The 19,996-nt window shown below is 58.5% G+C and carries 19 protein-coding genes and 1 pseudogene; 13 read left to right on the forward strand and 7 right to left on the reverse strand.

Annotation, left to right across the window (positions count from 1 at the left end; translation table 11 throughout):
* Both groL and groES read right to left on the reverse strand, forming a co-directional pair.
* Nucleotides 1–1,139 (reverse strand): chaperonin GroEL (gene groL / locus FHX06_RS31705; RefSeq protein ID WP_183882160.1); only part of this gene is annotated, 1,139 nt, incomplete at its 3' end.
* Nucleotides 1,140–1,201: 62 nt separating this feature from the next.
* Entirely contained in the window at nt 1,202–1,516 is a 315-nt protein-coding gene (groES, locus tag FHX06_RS31710) for a co-chaperone GroES (RefSeq protein WP_018114737.1), read from the reverse strand.
* Nucleotides 1,517–1,793: 277 nt separating this feature from the next.
* On the opposite strand from groES, the gene FHX06_RS31715 reads away from it, so the two are divergent.
* The 3 genes from FHX06_RS31715 to FHX06_RS31725 all read left to right on the forward strand — a co-directional run bounded on the left by FHX06_RS31715 (nt 1,794) and on the right by FHX06_RS31725 (nt 2,915).
* Complete coding sequence (locus tag FHX06_RS31715; RefSeq protein WP_113209654.1) at nt 1,794–2,066, forward strand: usg protein; 273 nt, start codon at nt 1,794–1,796, stop codon at nt 2,064–2,066.
* A 92-nt stretch (nt 2,067–2,158) separates the two neighbouring features.
* The gene (locus FHX06_RS31720; RefSeq protein ID WP_183849392.1) at nt 2,159–2,416 is read left to right on the forward strand and encodes a hypothetical protein; all 258 of its coding nucleotides are present in this window, start codon (nt 2,159–2,161) and stop codon (nt 2,414–2,416) included.
* A gap of 235 nt (nt 2,417–2,651) precedes the next feature.
* Nucleotides 2,652–2,915 (forward strand): DUF2934 domain-containing protein, encoded by a 264-nt coding sequence (locus tag FHX06_RS31725; RefSeq protein WP_112547932.1) that lies wholly within the window; start codon nt 2,652–2,654, stop codon nt 2,913–2,915.
* Between the two features lie 61 nt (nt 2,916–2,976).
* On the opposite strand, the pseudogene FHX06_RS36115 reads toward FHX06_RS31725, so the two are convergent.
* Together FHX06_RS36115 and FHX06_RS31735 are read right to left on the reverse strand one after the other, a co-directional pair.
* A pseudogene (locus tag FHX06_RS36115) lies at nt 2,977–3,111 on the reverse strand (thiosulfate sulfurtransferase); the annotation flags it as partial.
* Nucleotides 3,112–3,319: 208 nt separating this feature from the next.
* Nucleotides 3,320–3,523, reverse strand: a complete 204-nt coding sequence (locus tag FHX06_RS31735; protein WP_029616201.1) for a cold-shock protein — start codon at nt 3,521–3,523, stop codon at nt 3,320–3,322.
* Nucleotides 3,524–4,509: 986 nt separating this feature from the next.
* Here FHX06_RS31735 and FHX06_RS36340 point away from each other — a divergent pair.
* On the forward strand, nt 4,510–4,833 hold the full coding sequence (locus tag FHX06_RS36340; RefSeq protein WP_409564443.1) for a GtrA family protein: 324 nt from the start codon (nt 4,510–4,512) through the stop codon (nt 4,831–4,833).
* Between the two features lie 514 nt (nt 4,834–5,347).
* Here FHX06_RS36340 and FHX06_RS31745 read toward each other — a convergent pair.
* A complete protein-coding gene (locus FHX06_RS31745) occupies nt 5,348–5,845 on the reverse strand; it encodes a metallophosphoesterase family protein (RefSeq protein ID WP_113209669.1) in 498 nt (165 codons plus the stop codon).
* Between the two features lie 743 nt (nt 5,846–6,588).
* On the opposite strand from FHX06_RS31745, the gene FHX06_RS31750 reads away from it, so the two are divergent.
* From FHX06_RS31750 to FHX06_RS31760, 3 genes are all read left to right on the forward strand, one after another.
* A complete protein-coding gene (locus tag FHX06_RS31750; protein ID WP_183882162.1) occupies nt 6,589–6,855 on the forward strand; it encodes a hypothetical protein in 267 nt (88 codons plus the stop codon).
* Nucleotides 6,856–7,329: 474 nt separating this feature from the next.
* Nucleotides 7,330–8,220, forward strand: coding sequence for a Hint domain-containing protein (locus tag FHX06_RS31755; RefSeq protein WP_183882164.1), 891 nt, complete (start codon nt 7,330–7,332; stop codon nt 8,218–8,220).
* A gap of 822 nt (nt 8,221–9,042) precedes the next feature.
* Entirely contained in the window at nt 9,043–9,609 is a 567-nt protein-coding gene (locus tag FHX06_RS31760) for a DUF1003 domain-containing protein (RefSeq protein ID WP_112543199.1), read from the forward strand.
* A gap of 395 nt (nt 9,610–10,004) precedes the next feature.
* On the opposite strand, the gene FHX06_RS31765 is transcribed toward FHX06_RS31760, so the two are convergent.
* Both FHX06_RS31765 and dinB read right to left on the reverse strand, forming a co-directional pair.
* Nucleotides 10,005–10,766, reverse strand: coding sequence for a DNA polymerase III subunit epsilon (locus tag FHX06_RS31765; protein WP_312866609.1), 762 nt, complete (start codon nt 10,764–10,766; stop codon nt 10,005–10,007).
* Nucleotides 10,767–10,795: 29 nt separating this feature from the next.
* Complete coding sequence (gene dinB / locus FHX06_RS31770) at nt 10,796–11,869, reverse strand: DNA polymerase IV (RefSeq protein ID WP_112543201.1); 1,074 nt, start codon at nt 11,867–11,869, stop codon at nt 10,796–10,798.
* 591 nt (nt 11,870–12,460) lie between these two features.
* Here dinB and FHX06_RS31775 point away from each other — a divergent pair.
* From FHX06_RS31775 to FHX06_RS31800, 6 genes are all read left to right on the forward strand, one after another.
* Nucleotides 12,461–12,742, forward strand: coding sequence for a hypothetical protein (locus tag FHX06_RS31775; protein ID WP_112543202.1), 282 nt, complete (start codon nt 12,461–12,463; stop codon nt 12,740–12,742).
* Nucleotides 12,743–13,056: 314 nt separating this feature from the next.
* Entirely contained in the window at nt 13,057–13,935 is an 879-nt protein-coding gene (locus FHX06_RS31780) for a DUF72 domain-containing protein (RefSeq protein WP_312866610.1), read from the forward strand.
* Between the two features lie 355 nt (nt 13,936–14,290).
* Nucleotides 14,291–16,609: an EAL domain-containing protein gene (locus FHX06_RS31785; protein ID WP_183882166.1), complete on the forward strand. Its 2,319-nt coding sequence runs from the start codon at nt 14,291–14,293 to the stop codon at nt 16,607–16,609.
* 224 nt (nt 16,610–16,833) lie between these two features.
* Nucleotides 16,834–17,244, forward strand: coding sequence for a hypothetical protein (locus tag FHX06_RS31790; RefSeq protein ID WP_113208587.1), 411 nt, complete (start codon nt 16,834–16,836; stop codon nt 17,242–17,244).
* 614 nt (nt 17,245–17,858) lie between these two features.
* The gene (locus tag FHX06_RS31795) at nt 17,859–18,932 is read left to right on the forward strand and encodes an ROK family protein (protein WP_183882360.1); all 1,074 of its coding nucleotides are present in this window, start codon (nt 17,859–17,861) and stop codon (nt 18,930–18,932) included.
* Between the two features lie 512 nt (nt 18,933–19,444).
* Entirely contained in the window at nt 19,445–19,744 is a 300-nt protein-coding gene (locus FHX06_RS31800; protein WP_112543206.1) for a DUF982 domain-containing protein, read from the forward strand.
* The last annotated feature ends 252 nt before the right edge of the window (nt 19,745–19,996 follow it).

The raw sequence follows: 19,996 nt of genomic DNA on the forward strand, positions 1-19,996 counted from the left end.
CGGATGACGGCCACGCCACCAGCGAGCTTGGCGAGACGTTCCTGCAGCTTTTCGCGATCGTAGTCAGACGTCGTTTCCTCGATCTGGGCGCGGATTTGCGCAACGCGGCCATCGATCTCGGCCTTGGAGCCGACGCCGTCGATGATGGTGGTGTTTTCCTTTTCGATCGCCACCTTCTTGGCACGGCCGAGCATGTTCAGCGTGACGTTCTCGAGCTTGATGCCGAGGTCTTCGGAGATGACGGTGCCTCCCGTCAGGATGGCGATGTCTTCGAGCATGGCCTTGCGGCGATCGCCGAAGCCCGGAGCCTTGACAGCAGCAATCTTCAGGCCGCCGCGCAGCTTGTTGACGACGAGCGTGGCAAGAGCTTCGCCTTCGACGTCTTCGGCGATAATGAGGAGCGGTTTGCTCGACTGCACGACTGCTTCGAGGACAGGCAACATCGCCTGGAGGTTCGACAGCTTCTTTTCGTGGATCAGGATGTATGGGTCTTCAAACTCAACGCGCATCTTGTCCTGGTTGGTCACGAAATATGGAGACAGGTAGCCACGGTCGAACTGCATGCCCTCGACGACTTCGAGTTCGGTCTCGGCGGTCTTGGCTTCCTCGACGGTTATGACGCCTTCATTGCCAACCTTCTCCATCGCCTCGGCGAGATAGCGGCCGATCTCGGAATCACCGTTGGCAGAGACGGTGCCCACCTGAGCGATCTCCGAGTTGCTGGTGATCTTGCGGGCATTGGTCTTGAGTTCCTTGACAACGGCGTCGACGGCAATGTCGATGCCGCGCTTCAGGTCCATCGGATTCATGCCCGATGCGACGGCCTTGGCACCTTCCTTGACGATGGCCTGCGCGAGTACCGTCGCGGTCGTGGTGCCGTCACCGGCAAGATCGTTGGTTTTCGACGCCACTTCGCGCAGCATCTGGGCGCCCATGTTCTCAAACTTGTCTTCGAGTTCGATTTCCTTGGCGACCGATACCCCGTCCTTGGTGATGCGCGGAGCACCGAAGGACTTGTCGATCACCACGTTACGACCCTTCGGGCCGAGCGTGACTTTGACGGCATTTGCCAGCACATCGACCCCACGCAGCATGCGTTCACGGGCGTCGCTATGGAATTTAACTTCTTTCGCAGCCATTTGTCTAACTCCTCAATAGGCAGCTATTGACTGATGGTGTTGGGTTTGGGGGACGAGCCGCCTCAGGCGGCTTGTTTACGCTCGGCCTGAGCTTCGATGATGCCCAGAACGTCGCTTTCCTTCATGATCAGCAGATCTTCACCGTCAATCTTGATCTCGGTTCCGGACCATTTGCCGAACAGGATGCGATCACCGGCCTTGACGTCGAGCGCCTGGATCTGGCCTGCATCGCTGCGGGCGCCGGGGCCTACGGCGACGACCTCGCCCTCCTGCGGTTTTTCCCTGGCGGTGTCGGGAATGATGATGCCGCCTCTGGTCTTTTCTTCGGATTCGACCCGGCGTACGAGAATGCGGTCATGGAGCGGTCGGAACGACATGTTTTCCTCCGTGGACAAACGATGATGTTTCGAAATCCCCTGGCCGGACCGGATGACCAGTCCGGGCGGGTGCGAACCTCGTTGAGCGTTCGCGTGCAAAAATTTATTTTCGGGCTTTTTCAATTTCAAGAGGGTCGGCAGGAAAAATTAGCACTCGACGCCGATGGCTGCTAACATACTGGAAAGGAACGATAAACGACATCGAAGCGTTCAGAAAACCGTTGAGGGCTGCGCGATTTTGCGCCACCTTCGCAGTGTCATGAAACGGAGATGAAGCATGCAGTTCTCATCGGACCTGGAGCGTCAGCTCAACGGCTATGGACTGACCACCGCGCATATCCTCTATCGCATTCCCGACTTCGAATCCGTCCTGCAGACTTACGTTTGGCAGGACTATGATCTTGCCCCGGATTTCCCTGAGATGTGCAAGTTCCTGAACTTCTGGAAGGCCAGCCTCGACGGACCACTGCATTCCGTCCGCTACACCCACCAACGTCTGATCGGCCCTAACGAATGGCGCCGTGTCGAGGGCGAATTCAAGCTTCAATGAAGCCTTGAAAACGAAATTTTACTTTCTTAGCTCTCGCGGCCGGGGCTTCATGAGCTCGGCCGAGATCGCTGGTCTGTCCGGAGTGAGTTGATCTGGAAGAGAAGATCAAGATCATCAGAGACCTCGGCATCGAGGAGCGCGAGGAAGTCTTTGTCGACATCGCGCGCATCCTTAAAGGGACTGCACAAGTGCATGGCGACCGTCACTTTGCTGCGCTCAAGGCCAACATGGCCAAGGCGATCCGCATCGATGCCAACGAACCGGCGCGAGATGATCCACAAAAGGCCGAACGCGTGCTGCAACAGGCTACCACGATGATCTCGCGCTTCAACTCGGCGCACATCGAATGACGAGCCACGCGATCCACTAACCATAGGCTCATCGGACATGGCGTGCGGGTCCGGCAACAATCACTGACGCCAAACATCTGGACCACACGCCGCATTCCATTCACCTGCCGCGACGGTTCGACGATCTGCGTGAAGTACCTAGCGATGGCGCGAGCTGCCTGGGCTCACGCCAAGATTTACGGCTCTTCAGGAACCGCAGGTTCCTTCCCAAGTTATTTCGATCAAGGAGGATGTCATGGACGACGAACACATCAAACGCCGTGCGTATGAGAAATGGGAAGCTGAAGGCCGGCCGGAGGGCGAGCATGAGCGCCACTGGCACGAGGCCGAGAAGGAGCTCGGTAATAGTAGCGAACTTCCGCAGACGTCTTCGCCCGCACATCATAGTGGAGTGAACGTTCCGGACGGTCACGATCAGACAACCTCTGATGCGATCCCCTCGCAGAGCGGTAAACCCGGAAGCTTCAAGCCGGGCGAGTTGGCGTCGGAGAATAAGTAGCGGATATGCGCAGCAAGGCGCAAGCCGTCGCGACGCGACGATTGCAGCTGCCTATGGCGCTTCAGGCGACTTTGCTCAGTACCTGCCAGGCGAAATCGACCAGCAGGAGAGCGATCTGGTAGCCGCGTCGCTGCAGCCAATGGGCAACGTTTCGTGCACGGGCGCCGACGAGGTCATCGACGAGCACCACAAGCGCCTCCTGCGGCAGAGGGTCCCTTTAGAGGGATCGCGGCCTGAAGAGCTAGATCACGGTTTGACACATGGTGCAGGCAAACGTACTCAACGTCCGCCGCCATCTTTCGACGGCCGGCGGCCACCAATCTCTCAAGAATGGCGCTCATCGCGGTTGCGTCGGAAAGGTTAGCCGTCCTGATCCTCATCCAGAAAGCCCCGCCCACGAGCGCTCAGATCGCGCGTACGTTTTCCGCCTTCGACTTGCCGGTCTTACGATCCTGACCCAGGTCGTAAGAGACGTTCTGCCCTTCGCGCAGCAGCGTCGAGCCCTGGACTGCACTCACATGAACGAAGACGTCCTGGCCGCCATCGTTTGGCGTAATGAAGCCGAAGCCCTTGTCCTGATTGAAAAACTTGACTGTGCCGTTCGCCACTTCGAATTCCCCGATTTGGATTAAGGGGAAATTCATAACCGCTCGACGTCTCCGCCGCAATGGTGTGCCCTTGCCGGCCGGAGACCGGCGCTTGGTGGCGCAGCGGGCGATACCCGCCATTTTCGGGAAGCGACCATCGAGGTCCGCCGGTCGCTTCCCGACCCCGAGCGATCCGCCGCCTGGCGCTCGAGAGACCGGCAACATACGCTCTATCAGCAAGTCTCGGTATCGGTACGGAAAAATTCCACTCGGACGTTGCCGCAATGCAGCACCTGAGAGTTCATCCCAGCGGACAAAAAGCAAAGGCTTGCATGCGGTTACACTGTGAACAGGCTGTGGATAACGTGTGGGTGACACTTATTGGCCGAACGGCGCGTTTCCTGTCCGTTCACCACCAGCTTGCCAAAGTGCACCGACTCGGTCGACATTCGTTCCAACCACTCCTCGGCCTCCGCCGCAAACGTTGCCGGGATGGTTCGGGCGCTCCCCATTGGGTCGAGCGCCCTTTTTCATTCCAGCCGATGTCGGGCGAGATGCTTCGCATCCTTTTCCAGAAACGATCCGGGGGAAAGGTACGCGACGGTGGCGGCGCCACTGGCTGCTTCTCTGGATGCGAGCAGTTGAGATCGTTCGAATTCGGACCTCGCCAGATCGGCCGCAGCGTTGGCGCTCTCAACTTCGGCCTCTGCAACCGATCCAATGAGCGGTTTCGTCGCGACACGCCGCGACCTGGTCGAAGCGATGGCCTCCCGGTTGAGCAACCATGGTTTCAAGGTACGCTTTGAAATCCTGTCAAATGCCGGGCCGGATGTTCGCATTGCCGAACTACCCTACCGGTTCGCGACCCGTTCAGCCGGCCACAGCAAGAGGATCGTCGCGTCGCTCTTCAATTCTTGGAGCTGCTTGTTGCCAAGGCAACGAGAGCGGCCATCCCCTTGCGGCTGGTTTGCCTTGTCATCCTCGGCGCCGCTTTCATGGCCTTACACATGGCGCTGCTAGCCGCGGTTCTTGCGACGGGCACGGAGTTCGCGTGGGCTCAAGCGAGCGCAAGCGTCGTCACCGTGATTGTCAATTTTTCAGGTAATAACCTGATGACCTGTCGCGATCAACGGCTGCGAGGCCGAGGCTTGCTCCGAGGGTTGTCGATATATTCCGCAGTAGTTAGCCCTGGAGCCGCGGTCAATGTCGGTATCGCGACGGCTTTGTTCGCGGCGGCTAGCCCCTTGGTAGGCCGCCGGTCGCACGTGATGACCATCGACTTTCTCCCTTGCCGTCGAAGGCGTGCGCGATGGTCATTCTACCGCATCTAACCGATGGCAAGTCGGGCGGCAATCGCGTTGAGGGGAAGCAGGTCGAGCGCCCCTTAACTGGCGCGATGCCATCCGAGAATCTCTCCATGTCGCCGCGGCACATCGCGTCTATGCAGCCGTCAGGGCCTTGTAATCGTCGCCAGCGAGAAGCTTGGGCAAGGGACGGGATGGCCCGGTCCTGCAAGCCAGAAGATCCCCGTCCCGTTGCGCGCTTGCAGATCGGCCGGGGAGGGCAGGCAAAGTCGCCCTCCTCGTTATACCAGTTGAGCGGTTCATCGGCCCGACACATTAGCTCAAATGCCGCCTTGCGGCCGGCGAATCCAGTCAAGCCAATCAAGGCACCAATGTGGGCCAGGTGAACCATGAGTGATTGGCTGCCGGGAGTATTGCCAGGCATTGAAATGAGCCTAACGTTTCCATCACGAAAAAAAGTCGATGCCCAATTGCCGAAATTGACCAAGCAGGCGTTGAAGGGCTTACGCTGACGGACCCACAAACGGCTTCGCAACGAAGATCAGCTACCGCGCCCGCGTTTCATGATCTGCTCCAACCTCACCGGGCGCAATTTTTGGGCATCCACGCCGACGTCGAATTGGCGAGGCAGCGGTTTTAGACGCCCGTGCGAGTGGCCGTGCAGATTGATCGATCTCTTGCCCATCTGGTTCCACGTCCTGAAAGCGTAGTGGCAGAGGATCAGGTGGTGATCGTCAGTGCGTATTTCGGCATAGTGTTGGACGCTCGTCCAACCCCTCGCTTCAGTGGTCGTTGTTGGATCGTTATTACCAACTACCAGGTGTTTGCGCCCGTTCAAGCGCGATAGAAGCTGGTCGCAATCGCCTGCGCGGGCCGACATGAAATCGCCGAGATGCCAGACATCGTCATCTTCGCCGACGAGGCCATTCCAGTTTTGGATCAGCGCCAGATCGTGGGCGGCCATGTCTGGGAAAGGACGTCGGTCGATCCTGAGGACACGCGGATCGCCAAAATGGGTATCGCTGGTAAAGAAGATCATTGATGGAACATGGGGCCGGAGCGTCCGTCGCCAAGATATTGTGGCGCTTCGAAAAGAAGTCACCTTCCATTCTTTGCAGAGAAGCCGGAGACAGTGCCATTCCAGACCGACGATGGCCCTCCTTGTTTCAACAGCCCACATTGGAGCCAGGACAAGTCGCTTGTACGCTACCGTACCAACGCGTGGTTGCGGCGCAGAATCGGACTTTAGTCCGGTTGATGACCGCAGGCAGCCCGCTAGCTTCACCACTTTACACGACGCGGGGGCGCGCAAGCGGGTCGTCATGCCAATAACTGAATCGGATCGACTTTTGTTCAGCCGAGTTTGGGCTGTCGGCGCCAAAGCGGTCAAAGACGGTCGCAATTCTGCGCTGCTCGATGTTACGCTTCATGCCCCTACGCTGGAACAATACCAGGATAGCCACGGTCAGCGGATGACCGATATGATCAAGGTCGTTCAGCTAGGAATCTCGAAGCTTCGTGATAGCGGCGAGCACATCGAAGGCGACGAGGACAGCATACGTCGGTCCTTGCGTCGCTCTGGTGCGCGGTATTCGTAGCGCGAGCGATTACATCCTATCGCTGACGATTTCACAAAATCCCTAGTGGCCCCGATCTTCCAACCATAACGCCATCGCTGTTGGCGGCGACGCGGGGCTGGCATCATCGCCCGGGATCTTCATGTCCCATTCAGGTGCGACTTCGCAAAATCCCGCGAGCGTTGCAGTATTCTTGGTATCAATAGTGAACGAAGCCACCTCTGACAGTTTCCAGTTCGGTCTGAAGGCACTTCTGAAGAAGCATCCCGACCTTCAGTCATATGCGTCAACGGCGCACCAGTTGACGGAACTGATCGAGACCTATGGTGAGGCATTGCAGTCTAGAGCGAAATACCAGACCGACGGTGGCGAACACGAATTGATTCTCGCCCATTGTGAGAGCGTATGTATTGAGCTGGAGGAGCACCTCCGATCGAGCCTCTCCAACGAATGTCTCCGCGATGGCGGCTGATGTCTGGACCTGACGACAAACACGTTAGCCTCGCATTGATCGACGGGTCGACCCTTCTAACTCTTTAGAAGATGGCGTCTCGCTTGTTGCCTCGGATCGATCTGTTCAGCTTGCCGAACCAGCGATGCAGATCATCGCTGCGGATCCTTCATCTCCAGATATGTCAAACCGATGAGGCGCTCTTCGCGTTGGTCCGAAAGCCTGCGCAAGAAAGATCTGAAGATAATGCAGTGACCACGTTTCTGACCCGCCGCTAAAGCTGAAAATGATCCGTAGATGCAGATATGACTAAATCCAGTACTCAATAGGGACGATCCGCTTACACTGTTTTGATCGTCCCCGAGTAGGACCTTGGTCCGAGGCCGGTTGTCGCGGCAGTCCTATCTTCATTCCTGCCTGTTCACGAAGAACCTCACAATGCCGGTCTTCACGCCACTTGGAGGGCGCAGAGACCGCTTCAGAAAGGAGATCGCCATGTCATCCACGGAAGATCCGAAACTTCTGCCGCACAATACTGCGCGCAGACATTTTCTAGGTGTCGCTGCTGCCGCCGGTGTTCGGCTCGCGGGCGTGGCGGCATTGGCCACGGCAATTTCCACATCTCCTGCGAGTGCATTGGGACGCCGTTGGGGCCACGGTGGCTCGGGTGGACACGGCGGTTCCGGTGGGCACGGAGGCTCCGGGGGGAGCGGTGGTTCCGGCGGCGGCGGTGGCGGCGGCGGTCCGCAGTGCTTCCTGCGGGGAACGGGTATCCTCACGGATTGCGGTGAAAGGCCTGTCGAGGATCTGCGTGCCGGCGATCGCGTTGCCCTTCCGGATGGAAGCACTCGTCCGATCAGGTGGGTCGGCCGCCAGGCCTTCAGGAAGAACGGCGCACGCTGGCAGGAAGCCGTCGTGCCAATCCGCATTCGCCGCCATGCGCTGGACGGCCGCACCCCGCACTCCGATCTCTACCTGTCATCCGGCCATGCGCTGTTTCTGAACGGCGTCCTGATCCGCGTGAAGGATCTCGTCAACGGCACGACCATTGCACCGGTCACTCCGGCCGACGACATGCCGCTCGAATATTATGCCGTACTGCTCGATACGCATGAGGCCATCCTGGCCGAAGGTGCGGCGGCTGAGAGCTTCCATCTCGTGGACAACAACCACGAGGCCTTCTCCAATTTCGCGGAGTTCAAGCGCCTCTATGGCGAAAGGCCCGGCGTGATGACATCCTATGCCCCGGTGCTGGGCGAGGAAGGTGGCTGGAAGCACCTGAAAGCGCTCCTCCTCCTTGGCGTTTCGCCTCTGGTGCCGGTGCGCGATCCATTCGCGGATGCCTGCAGGAAGATCGACGCGCAGGCCAGGGAACTGTCGGCCTGATCCACTGCGGGCTTGCTTGCCGGGCGCATCTCGAAACCGGAGAGCTCAGTCGCTCAGACCGCGCAACGGCCTTGCCAGGCCACATGCATAGAAGAAGAAAAGCTGGGCGTCTATCCTGGCCATTCTGGTCGCCGAGGACGAGTATTACTTCCGAAGACCTAGTCGACTCGCCTCGGAGCGACCGTGATTGGGCGCACCTCAACGCTCGAACGAGCCTGGATCTGCTCGAAGATGCTGAGCAGATAGACAGCGCTGTGCTAGACATCAGTCTCGGTGGGAAGATGAGCTGCCGACCTTCTCGCGAAGCGGGGCATACCGTTTCTACTCGCCACCGGCCACCGTCTCGGCCATGGCAACTTCGCCAAGCTAGAAATGTAACAGACCCTGCGGATGTACGAGCGCTGCGATCACCCGCCTACCTGACCAGTTCCCTCGGTGGCGCCACTTCCAGCCGTTCAGCGTCGCACCGAACCTTACCGCATTCGACATGGCTGAATGGGTCTGTAAACAGCTAGGAAAGCTGGCGACGCAGCGACACCGTTCGGGTGACACATCCCAGGCACTCATTGCAAACATGGCGCAATAGCCTCAGAGGACGCCACGTCCAGCTCCAAGGATTTGCGACTGTTCCATCGCCCCAAATGCCCGCGACCGCGGGTCCGCATGGTTCAAAAACCGGCGGTTATGGCGTGGACAGGACCTTCTGCCGGTCTTCTCTGCTGGCGTCAGGCGTAACACCCGAAGGTCGCGATGCCGGCTTGAGAGAACCGAGCGGAACTTGACGGACGGCGCGAAGTTTCGATGTAAACCCGGAGCTTTCCCATGTCGACCATCGCCTCCCACCACGAGCCGGACCTTGCCAACCGCCTCGATCGTAATATCGAAGCGCTTCTTCAACGACGGCGCGAGGAAGCTCGAAAGGCGTCGGCGCAGGAAAAAGCTGCGGCCACAATCACCCGCTTCGCCGGCTCGATGACCTTCGTTTACATTCACGCCATATTGTTCGGTGGCTGGATCCTGATAAACGTTGGGGTGCTCCCGTTTCTCCCGGCATTCGACCCTTCTCTCGTCATCCTGGCGATGGTGGCGTCGGTGGAGGCGATCTTCATTTCGACCTTCGTCATGATCAGCCAGAACCGCATGGCCGAGGCCGACGATAAGCGGGCCGATCTGAATTTGCAGATCTCGCTGCTGTCCGAGCACGAGACCACGCAACTTCTCACAATCGTTGCCGCCATCGCCGAAAAGATGGGTCTCAACCTCGAACAGAAGGCGGAGATCGAGGAGCTTCAGGAGGACGTCACGCCAGAGGAAGTTCTCGACACAATGGAGAAGATCTCGAATGACGCGGACATCGGTCTCGACAGCGCGACTTCGAGCACCGAATAGCTATGCTTCAAATAACCGTCCGTGCCGCGGCCGAAGGCGTCATGTCCAGGATGGTCCGGAGCGGCGCTCTAACCGAGCCAGTGGACGATTGCCGCGCAGGACACACCGTGGATTGAATTTCAGCTCGGCTCGTGAACACGAGGTTGTCACCGAGATGACGGACGCCGCCAATCCGCGCCGAGATTGCACTCTTCTCTGTTTCAGCAGACTGAAGGCTTTCGACGTGTGCCCCCGGAGCCGGTGAAACATCGTCAGGTGTGCCGCGGAAAACCGTCAAAAGGACAGCGTTTCTGGCCAACAGATCGAGCCGTAGCATCATCCTCGGCATTCGGCCTGTCGGATCATCGGATGGTGTCAAACCGGCGGTCCGGGCTCGTCGCGTGAAGTCGAATCGATTAAAAAAGTGTCTGCTGGGTGGGAGTAGTCGTTTTAGGTGTTTCCGTTTCTCCTCGCCGCAGAAGCTCCGCCCGGGCGCTGAAGCGAACGTCCGCGTCGCGGTCGCTCAGAAAGGTGGTGAGTGCGTCGATAGTCAGACGGTCCCAGTTTTTCCCACGGTCAGGGCCCGCCGGGACCCGCGGAAGCAGGCCAGGCTGAGAACTCCACAACAGGAGCTCATCCAGAGACGCGGAATTCAACTCGTCACGCAGATGGTGGGCGCTGACATAAGCGTCGGGCATGGCTCGATGGGCGGGAAGGCCGATCTCATGAATCAGACCTTCCGGCGCACGCTGATATCGCAACATCTGGTTGGAAAACCTCGGAAGTTCTGGCCAGACGCGCAGTGCACATTTCCATGTGCAAATCCAGGGCGTGGCCCCTGCCAGTCTGGGTGTGCAGTAGCGCTGCTCGAAAGCGGCACGGTGGGCGGCAAGGGCGACTATCGGGTAAGATGGCCGCAGGATGCTCGGCGCCACCTCTTTCCAGAACGGTGCGCCTGAGACTTCGCAATCCTGAATATGATGGATCGCCATGGTCTCTGCTGAAATGGGGCGGCCAGGATTCACAAGCACCGAGCCGCGCTCTGCCGAGATCTGCCATCGCCCATCCTCGTCCTGAAAAACGTCCTGCCACCCAATCTCGCAGACGTCGGCCGGCCCGTTGCCGGCCGTTTCAAGGTCGATGACGCGAATGCAGGGTGGGGACATTTCGGCTTTCACTGCTGGTGGTTCCCCTCCCGGCTCTTGAATTATAAACCTAGCCCGAGTTGCGGTTGTTCCACGTCGTCGGCATCCTTGTCATTGATGAGCGACGACAGTGTCACGCCGAGAAGCCGAACCGGCCGCTTGAACGGATATACACCCGCAAGCAAGACGTTTGCGGCCCCGAGAATATCATCGACGCCCGCGTAGGGAAGGGGATTTGTTCGGCTCCGGGTCGCCTGGGTAAAGTCGGAATATTTGACCTTCACCGTCACCGTTTTGCCGCTGAAACCCTTGGCATTGCAGTAAGACCAGACCTTTTCGGCGAGCGGCCGCAGCTCGCTGGTCGCGAGATCGAGATCGCTGATGTCGACAGTGAATGTATCTTCCGCGCCGACCGACTTGCGCATCCGATCTGGCCGGACCTGGCGCGCATCGATGCCCCGCGCAATGCCATAGAAGTACTGGCCGGACTTCCCGAAATGATCTATCAGGAACATCAGGGGCTTTGCCTTCAGATCCGCACCGGTCTCAATGCCGAGCCGTCGCATCTTCTCCGCTGTGGCCGGGCCGACGCCATGGAACTTGTTCACCGCGAGTTGCTCCACGAAAGCCGCACCATTCTTCGGCGTGATGACCGCCTGGCCATTCGGCTTGTTCAAGTCCGAGGCCATCTTCGCAAGAAACTTGTTGTAGGAGATGCCTGCCGAAGCGCTCAGCCCGGTTACCGCTTTGATCCTTGCACGGATCTCCAGCGCAATCTCGGTGGCGACCGGCATGTCTTTGAGATTTTCGGTGACGTCGAGATAGGCTTCGTCGAGCGAGAGGGGTTCGATCACCGGCGTATACTGCGCAAAAATCTCGCGGATCTGCTGCGAAATGGCACGATAGACTTCGAACCGCGGCTTCACGAAAATCAGGCTCGGGCACTTCCGTGCCGCCGTGACCGACGCCATTGCAGAGCGAACCCCAAATTCGCGCGCCTCGTAGCTTGCTGCTGCGACGACGCCGCGGGCGGCCGCTCCGCCAACAGCCACGGGTTTGCCGCGAAGCTCCGGATTATCGCGCTGCTCGACCGATGCGTAAAAGGCATCCATATCCACATGGATGATTTTCCTCATAGGCAAGGCAGTTGCGTCCATTGGTCAGTAAGCCGGTCCGTTAAAACAAAAGCAGAACATAGCAGCTTCCGACGCCGCGTCCAGGTGAAAGTCACATCTGGCGAATCTACAAGCGGTCCCTCTCCTCCGGGGGCTAGGAAGCAAAAGCGAAGATTGAGAGAAAACAATGGCGACACGAACCTAATCACAGAGCCATCTTCGACCGCGGGAGCTTCCCGTCACTCGGGAGACGTCTTCCATTGCCTATGCCGTGATACCCGTCGCCGTCTGACGGTCTGTTTCCGCCGATCGACGCCGCGATCGTTCCAGGCTTAAACATTCCTTTCATCACACCGGATGTCTATTGGGCCTTTGCATAAAAGAAATCTCGTGAAACGTTTGTGCACGTTCCTCGGGCGAATTGACGGGCTCAGTGCAGACGCTCGGCAGGTTCGCCGAAGTCAAAGCCCAGTAAGGTCAGGACAAACAACATGCGCAATACGCGGGGCAGCCATGACTTGCAGCGCACGTGGCGCGTCGCCACATGACTGCGACCGTCGACAGACCTTCACATCAGCTGCGCCGCGATCCTCGCCCGCGCCGGAGAACAACATGCACGGAATATCGAAGACCTTGGATGCAATGACGCTTCTCGAACGCACCAACCTGCTCGAGACAGTGGCGGACGCGCTTGAAGCATCTGCCGACGAAGCCAAGGTTGAAGGAGACGCGCGGTTTGTCGAAAATTCTTTGTCCGTGATGAACACCATTCGCGGGATGTGTTGCGATCTCGGATCGCGCGACCTCGAGGTTGCCGAACTGCTGCTCGAGCAGGGAATTATGATGGTATACCAGTTCTCAAATCGGAAGCCTGAAAAAGTAGCGCTACACTGAGGCCTGTGCCGTCGTTGAGCCCAGGGACGGCGTCATCGTCATTTGCCATATGCCTGAAATCAAGGTGAGCTCTCTTCACTGTAACGAGGCCAGCTTTCTCCAGGTTAGACTCGCCCAGCCGTTCACTCAGCCTGACGCAATTCTCGAGATTGCCTGCTGCACAGGTGCGGATGCACCGGTCGACGTCTCACGACTTTGTACCCACCGGCGGAACCTGCTTCCTCCGTCTTGGTTAGACCAGGGATGAATTTCGAACGACCAGCAATCGGTTGAGCAAATGACGCCCCAACGCTTTCGTCACCTGGGTTGAAAAGGTGGAGCGCACCCCCGAAGAGATCGCCATACGGCGGGCCAGGCGCGCAGAACGTCGGCAGAAACAGCGCGACGCCAATGTCACGCGGGCTGCTAAGATGCACCTCGCCCGTCTTGCCGGAGATCCGTCCCCGATAGCAACCAATGGCGATATTACGGGCCGCATCCATGTTGGTTGTTCCGGATGGTACTACTGGCACTGGAAAGGGTCTTTCTATCCGACCGATACGCCGTCGAGCGAGTTGTTTTCGATCTACCAGGCCAACTTCAAGACAGTGGAACTCAATGCCCCGTTTTATTCCTGGCCAACGGTTGGCGCGGTCAAGACCTGGATACGACAGGCGCTTCCCGGTTTCGTCTACACGGTCAAGGTGTGTGAGCTCATCACCCATGTCCAGCGTTTTCAGCAGACACAAATTCTCATCGATGACTTCGGCTATATTGCCGACCTGCTTGGACCGAGGATGGGATGTTTCCTGTTTCAGCTGCCGCCGAGCATACGATACTCGCCGGAAATGTTGCACTCGATCTTGTCGCAGCTCGATCACCGACGTCGAAACGTCATCGAATTCCGTCACAAAAGCTGGTGGAACCCGGAGGTTTATGCTGCGTTCAAAGCGGCTGGGACGATTTTTTGCGCCTGCAGTGGACCTCGGTTGCCAGACGAACTCGTGTGCACCGGCGATGACGTCTACGTCCGTTTCCACGGGATCGAAAAATGGTATCGCCACGACTACAGCGACGCCGAGCTGGAGCTGTGGGCAGAGCGCATAGGCCAAAGTGGCGCCAAGACCATATGGGTCTATTTCAACAACGACCGCGACGGTAACTCAATCAAGAACGCTAAGCGCCTGGCTGAGATGCTGAAGCCTCAGCGCTAAGGCGAATGAGGCGCTGCGACCAGGGGCTTCAGCTGCTGGAGCCTGGGAGGTCGAACCAGAGGAGAACCGAGCCCACGCAAGCCTCACAGAACGTCCTGCTTCAATCGGGTGGGCGTGCTCTGCTCCCGTTGAGGCAAGAACTGAGGAAGACATGACGATAGTCATCCACCGACTACGGCACAGTTTCCGGGCAAGATCGCAAGAAACCATTGATCCCGCGACCTGAGATCGATCGCTGCGGCCAGGCGTGGCCCCTGGTACGTGGCCTGGAGCAATCGCCCGATCGTTAAATTCTTAGCGAGTTCGCTAACGCCACGTTATATGCCGCATGAAAGGGTGCCGGCCGGAGGTGGCAATGGTCGCACTGGTTTCCTGTATTGCCCAACAGCACAATTTTCCGCTTCTGTCTGTCGCCGTATGTGTCTGCGTCGCAGGAAACTTGGCCGCGGTCTTCATGCTGTCTCGTGCTCGCCAGTGTGTTCGAGTCCACCGGAACCTGTGGCTCATTGTGGCAGGTTTCGTGCTCGGCGGGACGATATGGGCGACGCATTTTCTCGCCATGCTGGCCTACAACATCCCTGTCTCCTATCAGCTGTTTGCGACCGGCACATCTATTTTGGTCGCGGTCGCGATCTCGTGCCTCGGGTCTTTTGCGACTGTCGGCATGCCTCGCCGTCGAGGCGCAGTTACAAGTGGCTGCTTCCTTGGCCTCGCGATCGGGGCAATGCACACGATCGGCTTGAGTGCTATCTGGAACTCGGCCTACGTCGAAACCAGAGCTGACACCGTCATTGCAGCATGGTTGCTTGGCCTCCTGTTTACGGTCGCGGCAATGTTCGTCAGTTGCTGCGAGCTGACGAGGATCAGATTGGTGTTCACGGCATTGCTTCTCGTGGCCGCCGTCTTGAGCCACCATCTGATTTCAATGAGCGGCCTGCGAATTGTGCCCCTCTACCCGGGCCCTGAAAACGGGTTGACGTTTATCAACCGTATCGGCATTGCCGCTGCCGTATGCGTGGTATCAAGCCTGCTGATCTCGGCAGGTGTTGCCGCACTCTTCTTCGACCGGTACCTGACCGACGTGAAGGGCCTTGCGAACGCGACCTTCGAAGCCATTGTGCTGACGCGCGCGGGCGTCATCGTCCACGCCAACGAGCAGTTTGTCTCGATGGTCGGTAAGTCGCCCGCCGAACTGAAAGCGCGTCGGCTCGAAGATTTTCTGCGTCAAAGCGGAGCAACACAGGGATCTGTAGATTCGCCGAGCGGCCAGATCCCGGTCGAAGTGGTTGAAGGTGTCATTGAATATCGCGGCCGCGAAACCATCGTGTATGGGCTGCGTGACATCAGCGAGCGACTTGAGGCGCACCAGCGTCTTGATCACCTCGCCTCACATGATCCTCTGACAAGCCTTCTTAACCGGCGCGCGTTCAACGCTCGGTCGGACGAAATGATCCGCCAGTCTCATGTTTCGGGATCAGCGACGAGTTTGTTGATCCTCGATCTCGACCGCTTCAAGACGATCAACGATGTTCATGGCCATCTTGATGGCGATCAGGTGCTCCAGCAGGTCGCCGACGTACTGAGGTCATCTTTCGACCAAACGGCGCTGATTGGGAGGATCGGTGGTGACGAATTTTCGGTGCTGCTTCCAGCCTCCGATATCGTTCGGGCGCAGGATGTCGCAGCTGAATTTGCGTCTCGCTTCAGATCGACATTTACATCTCACACGAAGGCTGCGGCGCTAGGCGTTAGTGTAGGAATAGCAGCCTTCCCAACACATGGCGACAGCCTCAGGCAATTGCAGAACAACGCGGACGCGGCTCTCTATCGCGCGAAAGCGGCGGGGAGGGGACAGATTTGCTTGTTTGACCGGGTCCTCGACCAACAAATGCGCGAGCGGCGACGGCTGGAGGAGGAACTGCGCCGGGCCGTCAAAGCACAGGAGTTTTTCCTGCTCTACCAGCCGATCGTCGATGCCCAGTCCGGATTGCCCCAAGGCTATGAGGCACTCCTGCGCTGGCACCATCCGACTTACGGCGTTCTCTCGCCGGCAGTCTTCATAGACGCAGCGGAAGAAAGCGGCAGCATCGTCGAGATCGGTGAATGGGTCCTTCGCGAGGCGTGCCATCAAGCTGCGGGTTGGAATGAGAACCTGTTCCTGGCGGTCAACATCTCGCCGCGACAGCTCCTTTCGCCCAACTTGCTCGATCATGTAAATGCCGCGCTCAAGGCTAGCGGCCTTTCCGCATCAAGGCTCGAACTGGAGGTTACGGAGACGTCACTCCTCGAAGATCGCATCGAAGTGGCGCAATCGCTTCAGGCGCTCAAGGCACAGGGTATAAAGCTCGCCATGGATGACTACGGCAGCGGTTTTTCGTCGATGACCAATCTCAGGCGCTATCCTTTCGACAAGCTCAAGATTGACCGCAGCTATGTCTCGGCTCTCGATCACGACCCAGGCGCCGGCGTCATCCTTGATTGCGCACTGGCACTCGGTCGGGGCCTTGGATTGAAGATCGTCGTTGAAGGCATTGAGACGGAAGAGCAACGGGCGCTGATTTCAACGAAAGGCCCCGACCTGGTGCAGGGTTTCCTCTTCGGTCGGCCGGGAGCATATGACGGCCGATCAGTCGGGCGACGACACCCAAGATCATCTCGAACTCTGCCCAGTTGAGGCGACGTCGGTTTCGAGCTGCATTGACTTGCTATCGAGTGGTACTGCCGTCGAGAACCGCAAGGCGCGCAAACGGCCAGCCGCAAGCGGTGTCTATTTGTAAGGGCGCGCTGTCGGGTTGTGCATTCGTTGCGCACCGTGGTTCTCACGCTTTCCGGAACAAAAATCGCCCGTGAGGCATAATCGTTGGATGCGCGCTCGGCGCTTCATGAAGGAGGACGATCATGCCTGCAAAGAAGACTATTACGAAACCGCTGGTGGCCGAAGGAGCGAGGATTGGCGAACCTGTGCCGCGTGCCATTGTAGACACGAACACGGCGTCAGTCGGTATTCCCCCGCAGCCCGAGTTCAATGCCGAAAACGAGATCGGCGTCCTTCGGAAACAATTGGAAGCGCTTCGCCAGCAAGTGGCCGACGCCTCCGTCGCGGTAAAAGGTGGGGCTCGTCAGGCGGTTCGGCAGACGGAAGCAACGGTAAAGCTTTACCCGCTATCCACCCTCGGGGCAGTTGCCACGGCCGCAGCAGTTGTTGCTCTCGCGATCGTCGGATTTCGGACGGCGCCAAGGCGGACGCGCTACGACCGAAGCCTCGAGGATTTGCGGGATTTGTACGACAGCGTGCGCGGTCGCTTCTAGCCAAATTTCGGGATTGCCGCCGAGCATGTTTCCCCTCGAGCTTGCCAGGGGGCCGGTAAAGGGGAAAACATGCTGAACATCACAATCAATGCCGCTCTGGGCATTGTCGACGACGGATCGCCTGATCGCACGCGCTCGCCGCGAGGCCCCGAACGATCCGACCGTCGAGACCCAACTCGATGTTCTACGAGATGCCCGATCTCCTTGAGGAACGACCGTGAACGCTCTTCGAAAAGCGTGCGAAGACCGGCCGGAGCTTGCTCGTGGGCTGATCCACGCGACGCTCCAGTAGTCGTCCGGCGTAGGCGGTTTCCTCGCCATCGATGCCGAGCGCGCCGATGAACTTATTGACGACCCATTTTCTCGACAAGCCCGATACCGATGAGTTTCGGGGCCACCGCACCGACGTCTTTTCACGCTCCCTTTCCAGCCGTCAGCTCGCTCTGCCGATCAATGACGCATTCTTACGGCAAGTTGACGGTGGCCGCGCAGCCGGCTTGAGCCTGACATCCGTCGCGCTGCTGCGTTGTCTGGTAACTCCCTTGTCCTCCTCGGGAACATCAAACGTCGCTCGCGCGTTCCTGCGGTCCCGACCCACTGCCCTGCGAGCTTTTATGACCAAAACAAACCGCAAGCCCGCCAACGATACGACACCACTCGTTCACGGTGGGGCAACATTGCCTTCAGTGGTTATCGATGACTACAACAACGAGGCGCGGGACCGGAAAGGTTTCATCGGTGACGGCGCAAACAAGAAGTCTTTTCGCGACAAGGTAGACCAGCAGAGAAAGCTCTTGCGAGAGCTCGCGCGCGACCCCTTTGGAAAGGTCGCGACTAAGGAGTTGAAGAAGAAGGATATCGACGCGCTGCTTTGCGGCGAGGATGCAGAGGCCGCAGCCATGATATTCGGTGCGGTAGAGGAGTTTTCTCGGGACTTTGCCGCCGTAATAAAAAAGTTCTTGAACGAAAAGTCATGGAAGAAAACCGAACGAATTGCTGTTGGCGGCGGTTTCCGTCAGCGAAGGGTTGGCGAACTTGTCATCGCGCGCACGATGATGCTCCTGCGCGGTGATGGTGTCGAGATCGAACTCGTTCCGATTGCGCATCATCCAGACGATGCCGGCCTGATCGGTTCGGTGCACCTGATGCCCGAATGGATGCTGAAGGGCCATGATGCAATACTCGCCGTTGACATTGGCGGAACCAACGTCAGGGCAGGAGTGGTTCGGTTCGGCAAGGATAAGAGAAGCACAAGCAAAGATGCCGCCGTGGCGGCGTCGCTCATCTGGAAGCACGCGGAGGAAAACCCGAGCCGGACTGCCACCGTCGCGAAGCTATCGGAAATGCTTGAAGAACTAGTGACCAAAGCGGCAGAGGCGGAGCTCAGCCTTGCGCCACTGATCGGGATCGGCTGCCCGGGAGTGATCGAAGCCGATGGTGCCATCGTCCGGGGAGGTCAGAACCTGCCAGGCGGAAACTGGGAGAGCGATCATTTCAACCTGCCTGCCGCTCTCGTCAAAAGCATTCCTAAGATAAACGAGGGGGAAACGTTCGTTATGATGCACAATGACGGCGTCGTTCAGGGGCTTTCGCAGATTCCGCTGATGACCGATGTGTCAAGCTGGGCAATCCTGACGATCGGAACCGGGCTTGGGAACGCGCATTTCACCAATCGTTCTCAGAATTAAATCGTACAAACAGCGCAGGCCCGTCTCACACGCTCGTTGCGTGGTCGTGCCGGCGAGACGTCGCACGTGTTCAAGATCGACCGATGCCGGTGGTTGTCCGCGGACAGCATATGGTATCGATCCGTTTGTCCGGCAAACAATGGTCTTCGCCCATTGCCCGTCGGCACGTTCGCCGTTTGATCTTATCGGGACGGCCGGTTGCAAGCCCTCTTCGTATTGTAGGTTTGCAGTCGCCGCCGGTACGTCAGCTGCCTGCGGAACCGGCGGTAATCCAGCTGAGGCCGGTCAGCGTTGAGCCAATCTACCCCGCCAGGATTTGCCGAAGGTGGAGGCGCGATGGCAGGATGGTCATTGGCGCCATGATAGCCGCTGCGAACAGCATGCTCTGTTCCTTATGCTCCGGCCACGCTCACGCAGACGCGGTATATGGCCAAGCCACCTCTTGAAGCGGCAACACCGTTTCACAATATCATCCTGAGGAGACAATCAGTGGCATTGGAAGGAGGAAGAACATGCCGCTCAACGATGTTCAATGGACCCGGCCGGTGACGATCCGATTGCAATGCGGTTTGGAAAAGACTTTCGCCGGCATTTACGACGCCCTCGACTTTCTCGAAAACGAATGGCCGTTGCGGCACGGAGAGCGCCATCACCGGGCCGTGAAGACCTGCCGCGCCGCACTGAACGGGGTGGTGCCCGCTTTCGTCGCACGGGAGGCATTCATGGCCGCTTGTCTCGAGGCTGGAATGCCGGCTGTTATGGCGCATTGGAAACCGAAGCCGAACCGCGCCGCGCGGAGAGTTGCAACTTGATGGTCTCAGAAGGTTGGCCGGCCTCCTCTGGAGACGGCCATCCTTGGCGTCACAAAGAAGCCGGCGTCGTGGTCGTGAACTGTTCGATGTGAAGACTGCTCAACCGCGTTGGAGTTCGTCCCCGCAGACGAAAGGGGCACTGCTGACATCGCGGTCGTCTTGTAATCCGCCGCGCCACGCCTTATCTACGGCATCTCGCTGACAACATTGCATTTTGCCACCCCGGACGTCCCACTGGACGCCGGTCGGGAG

This window comes from Rhizobium sp. BK512, from assembly GCF_014194915.1.
Taxonomy (GTDB): domain Bacteria; phylum Pseudomonadota; class Alphaproteobacteria; order Rhizobiales; family Rhizobiaceae; genus Rhizobium.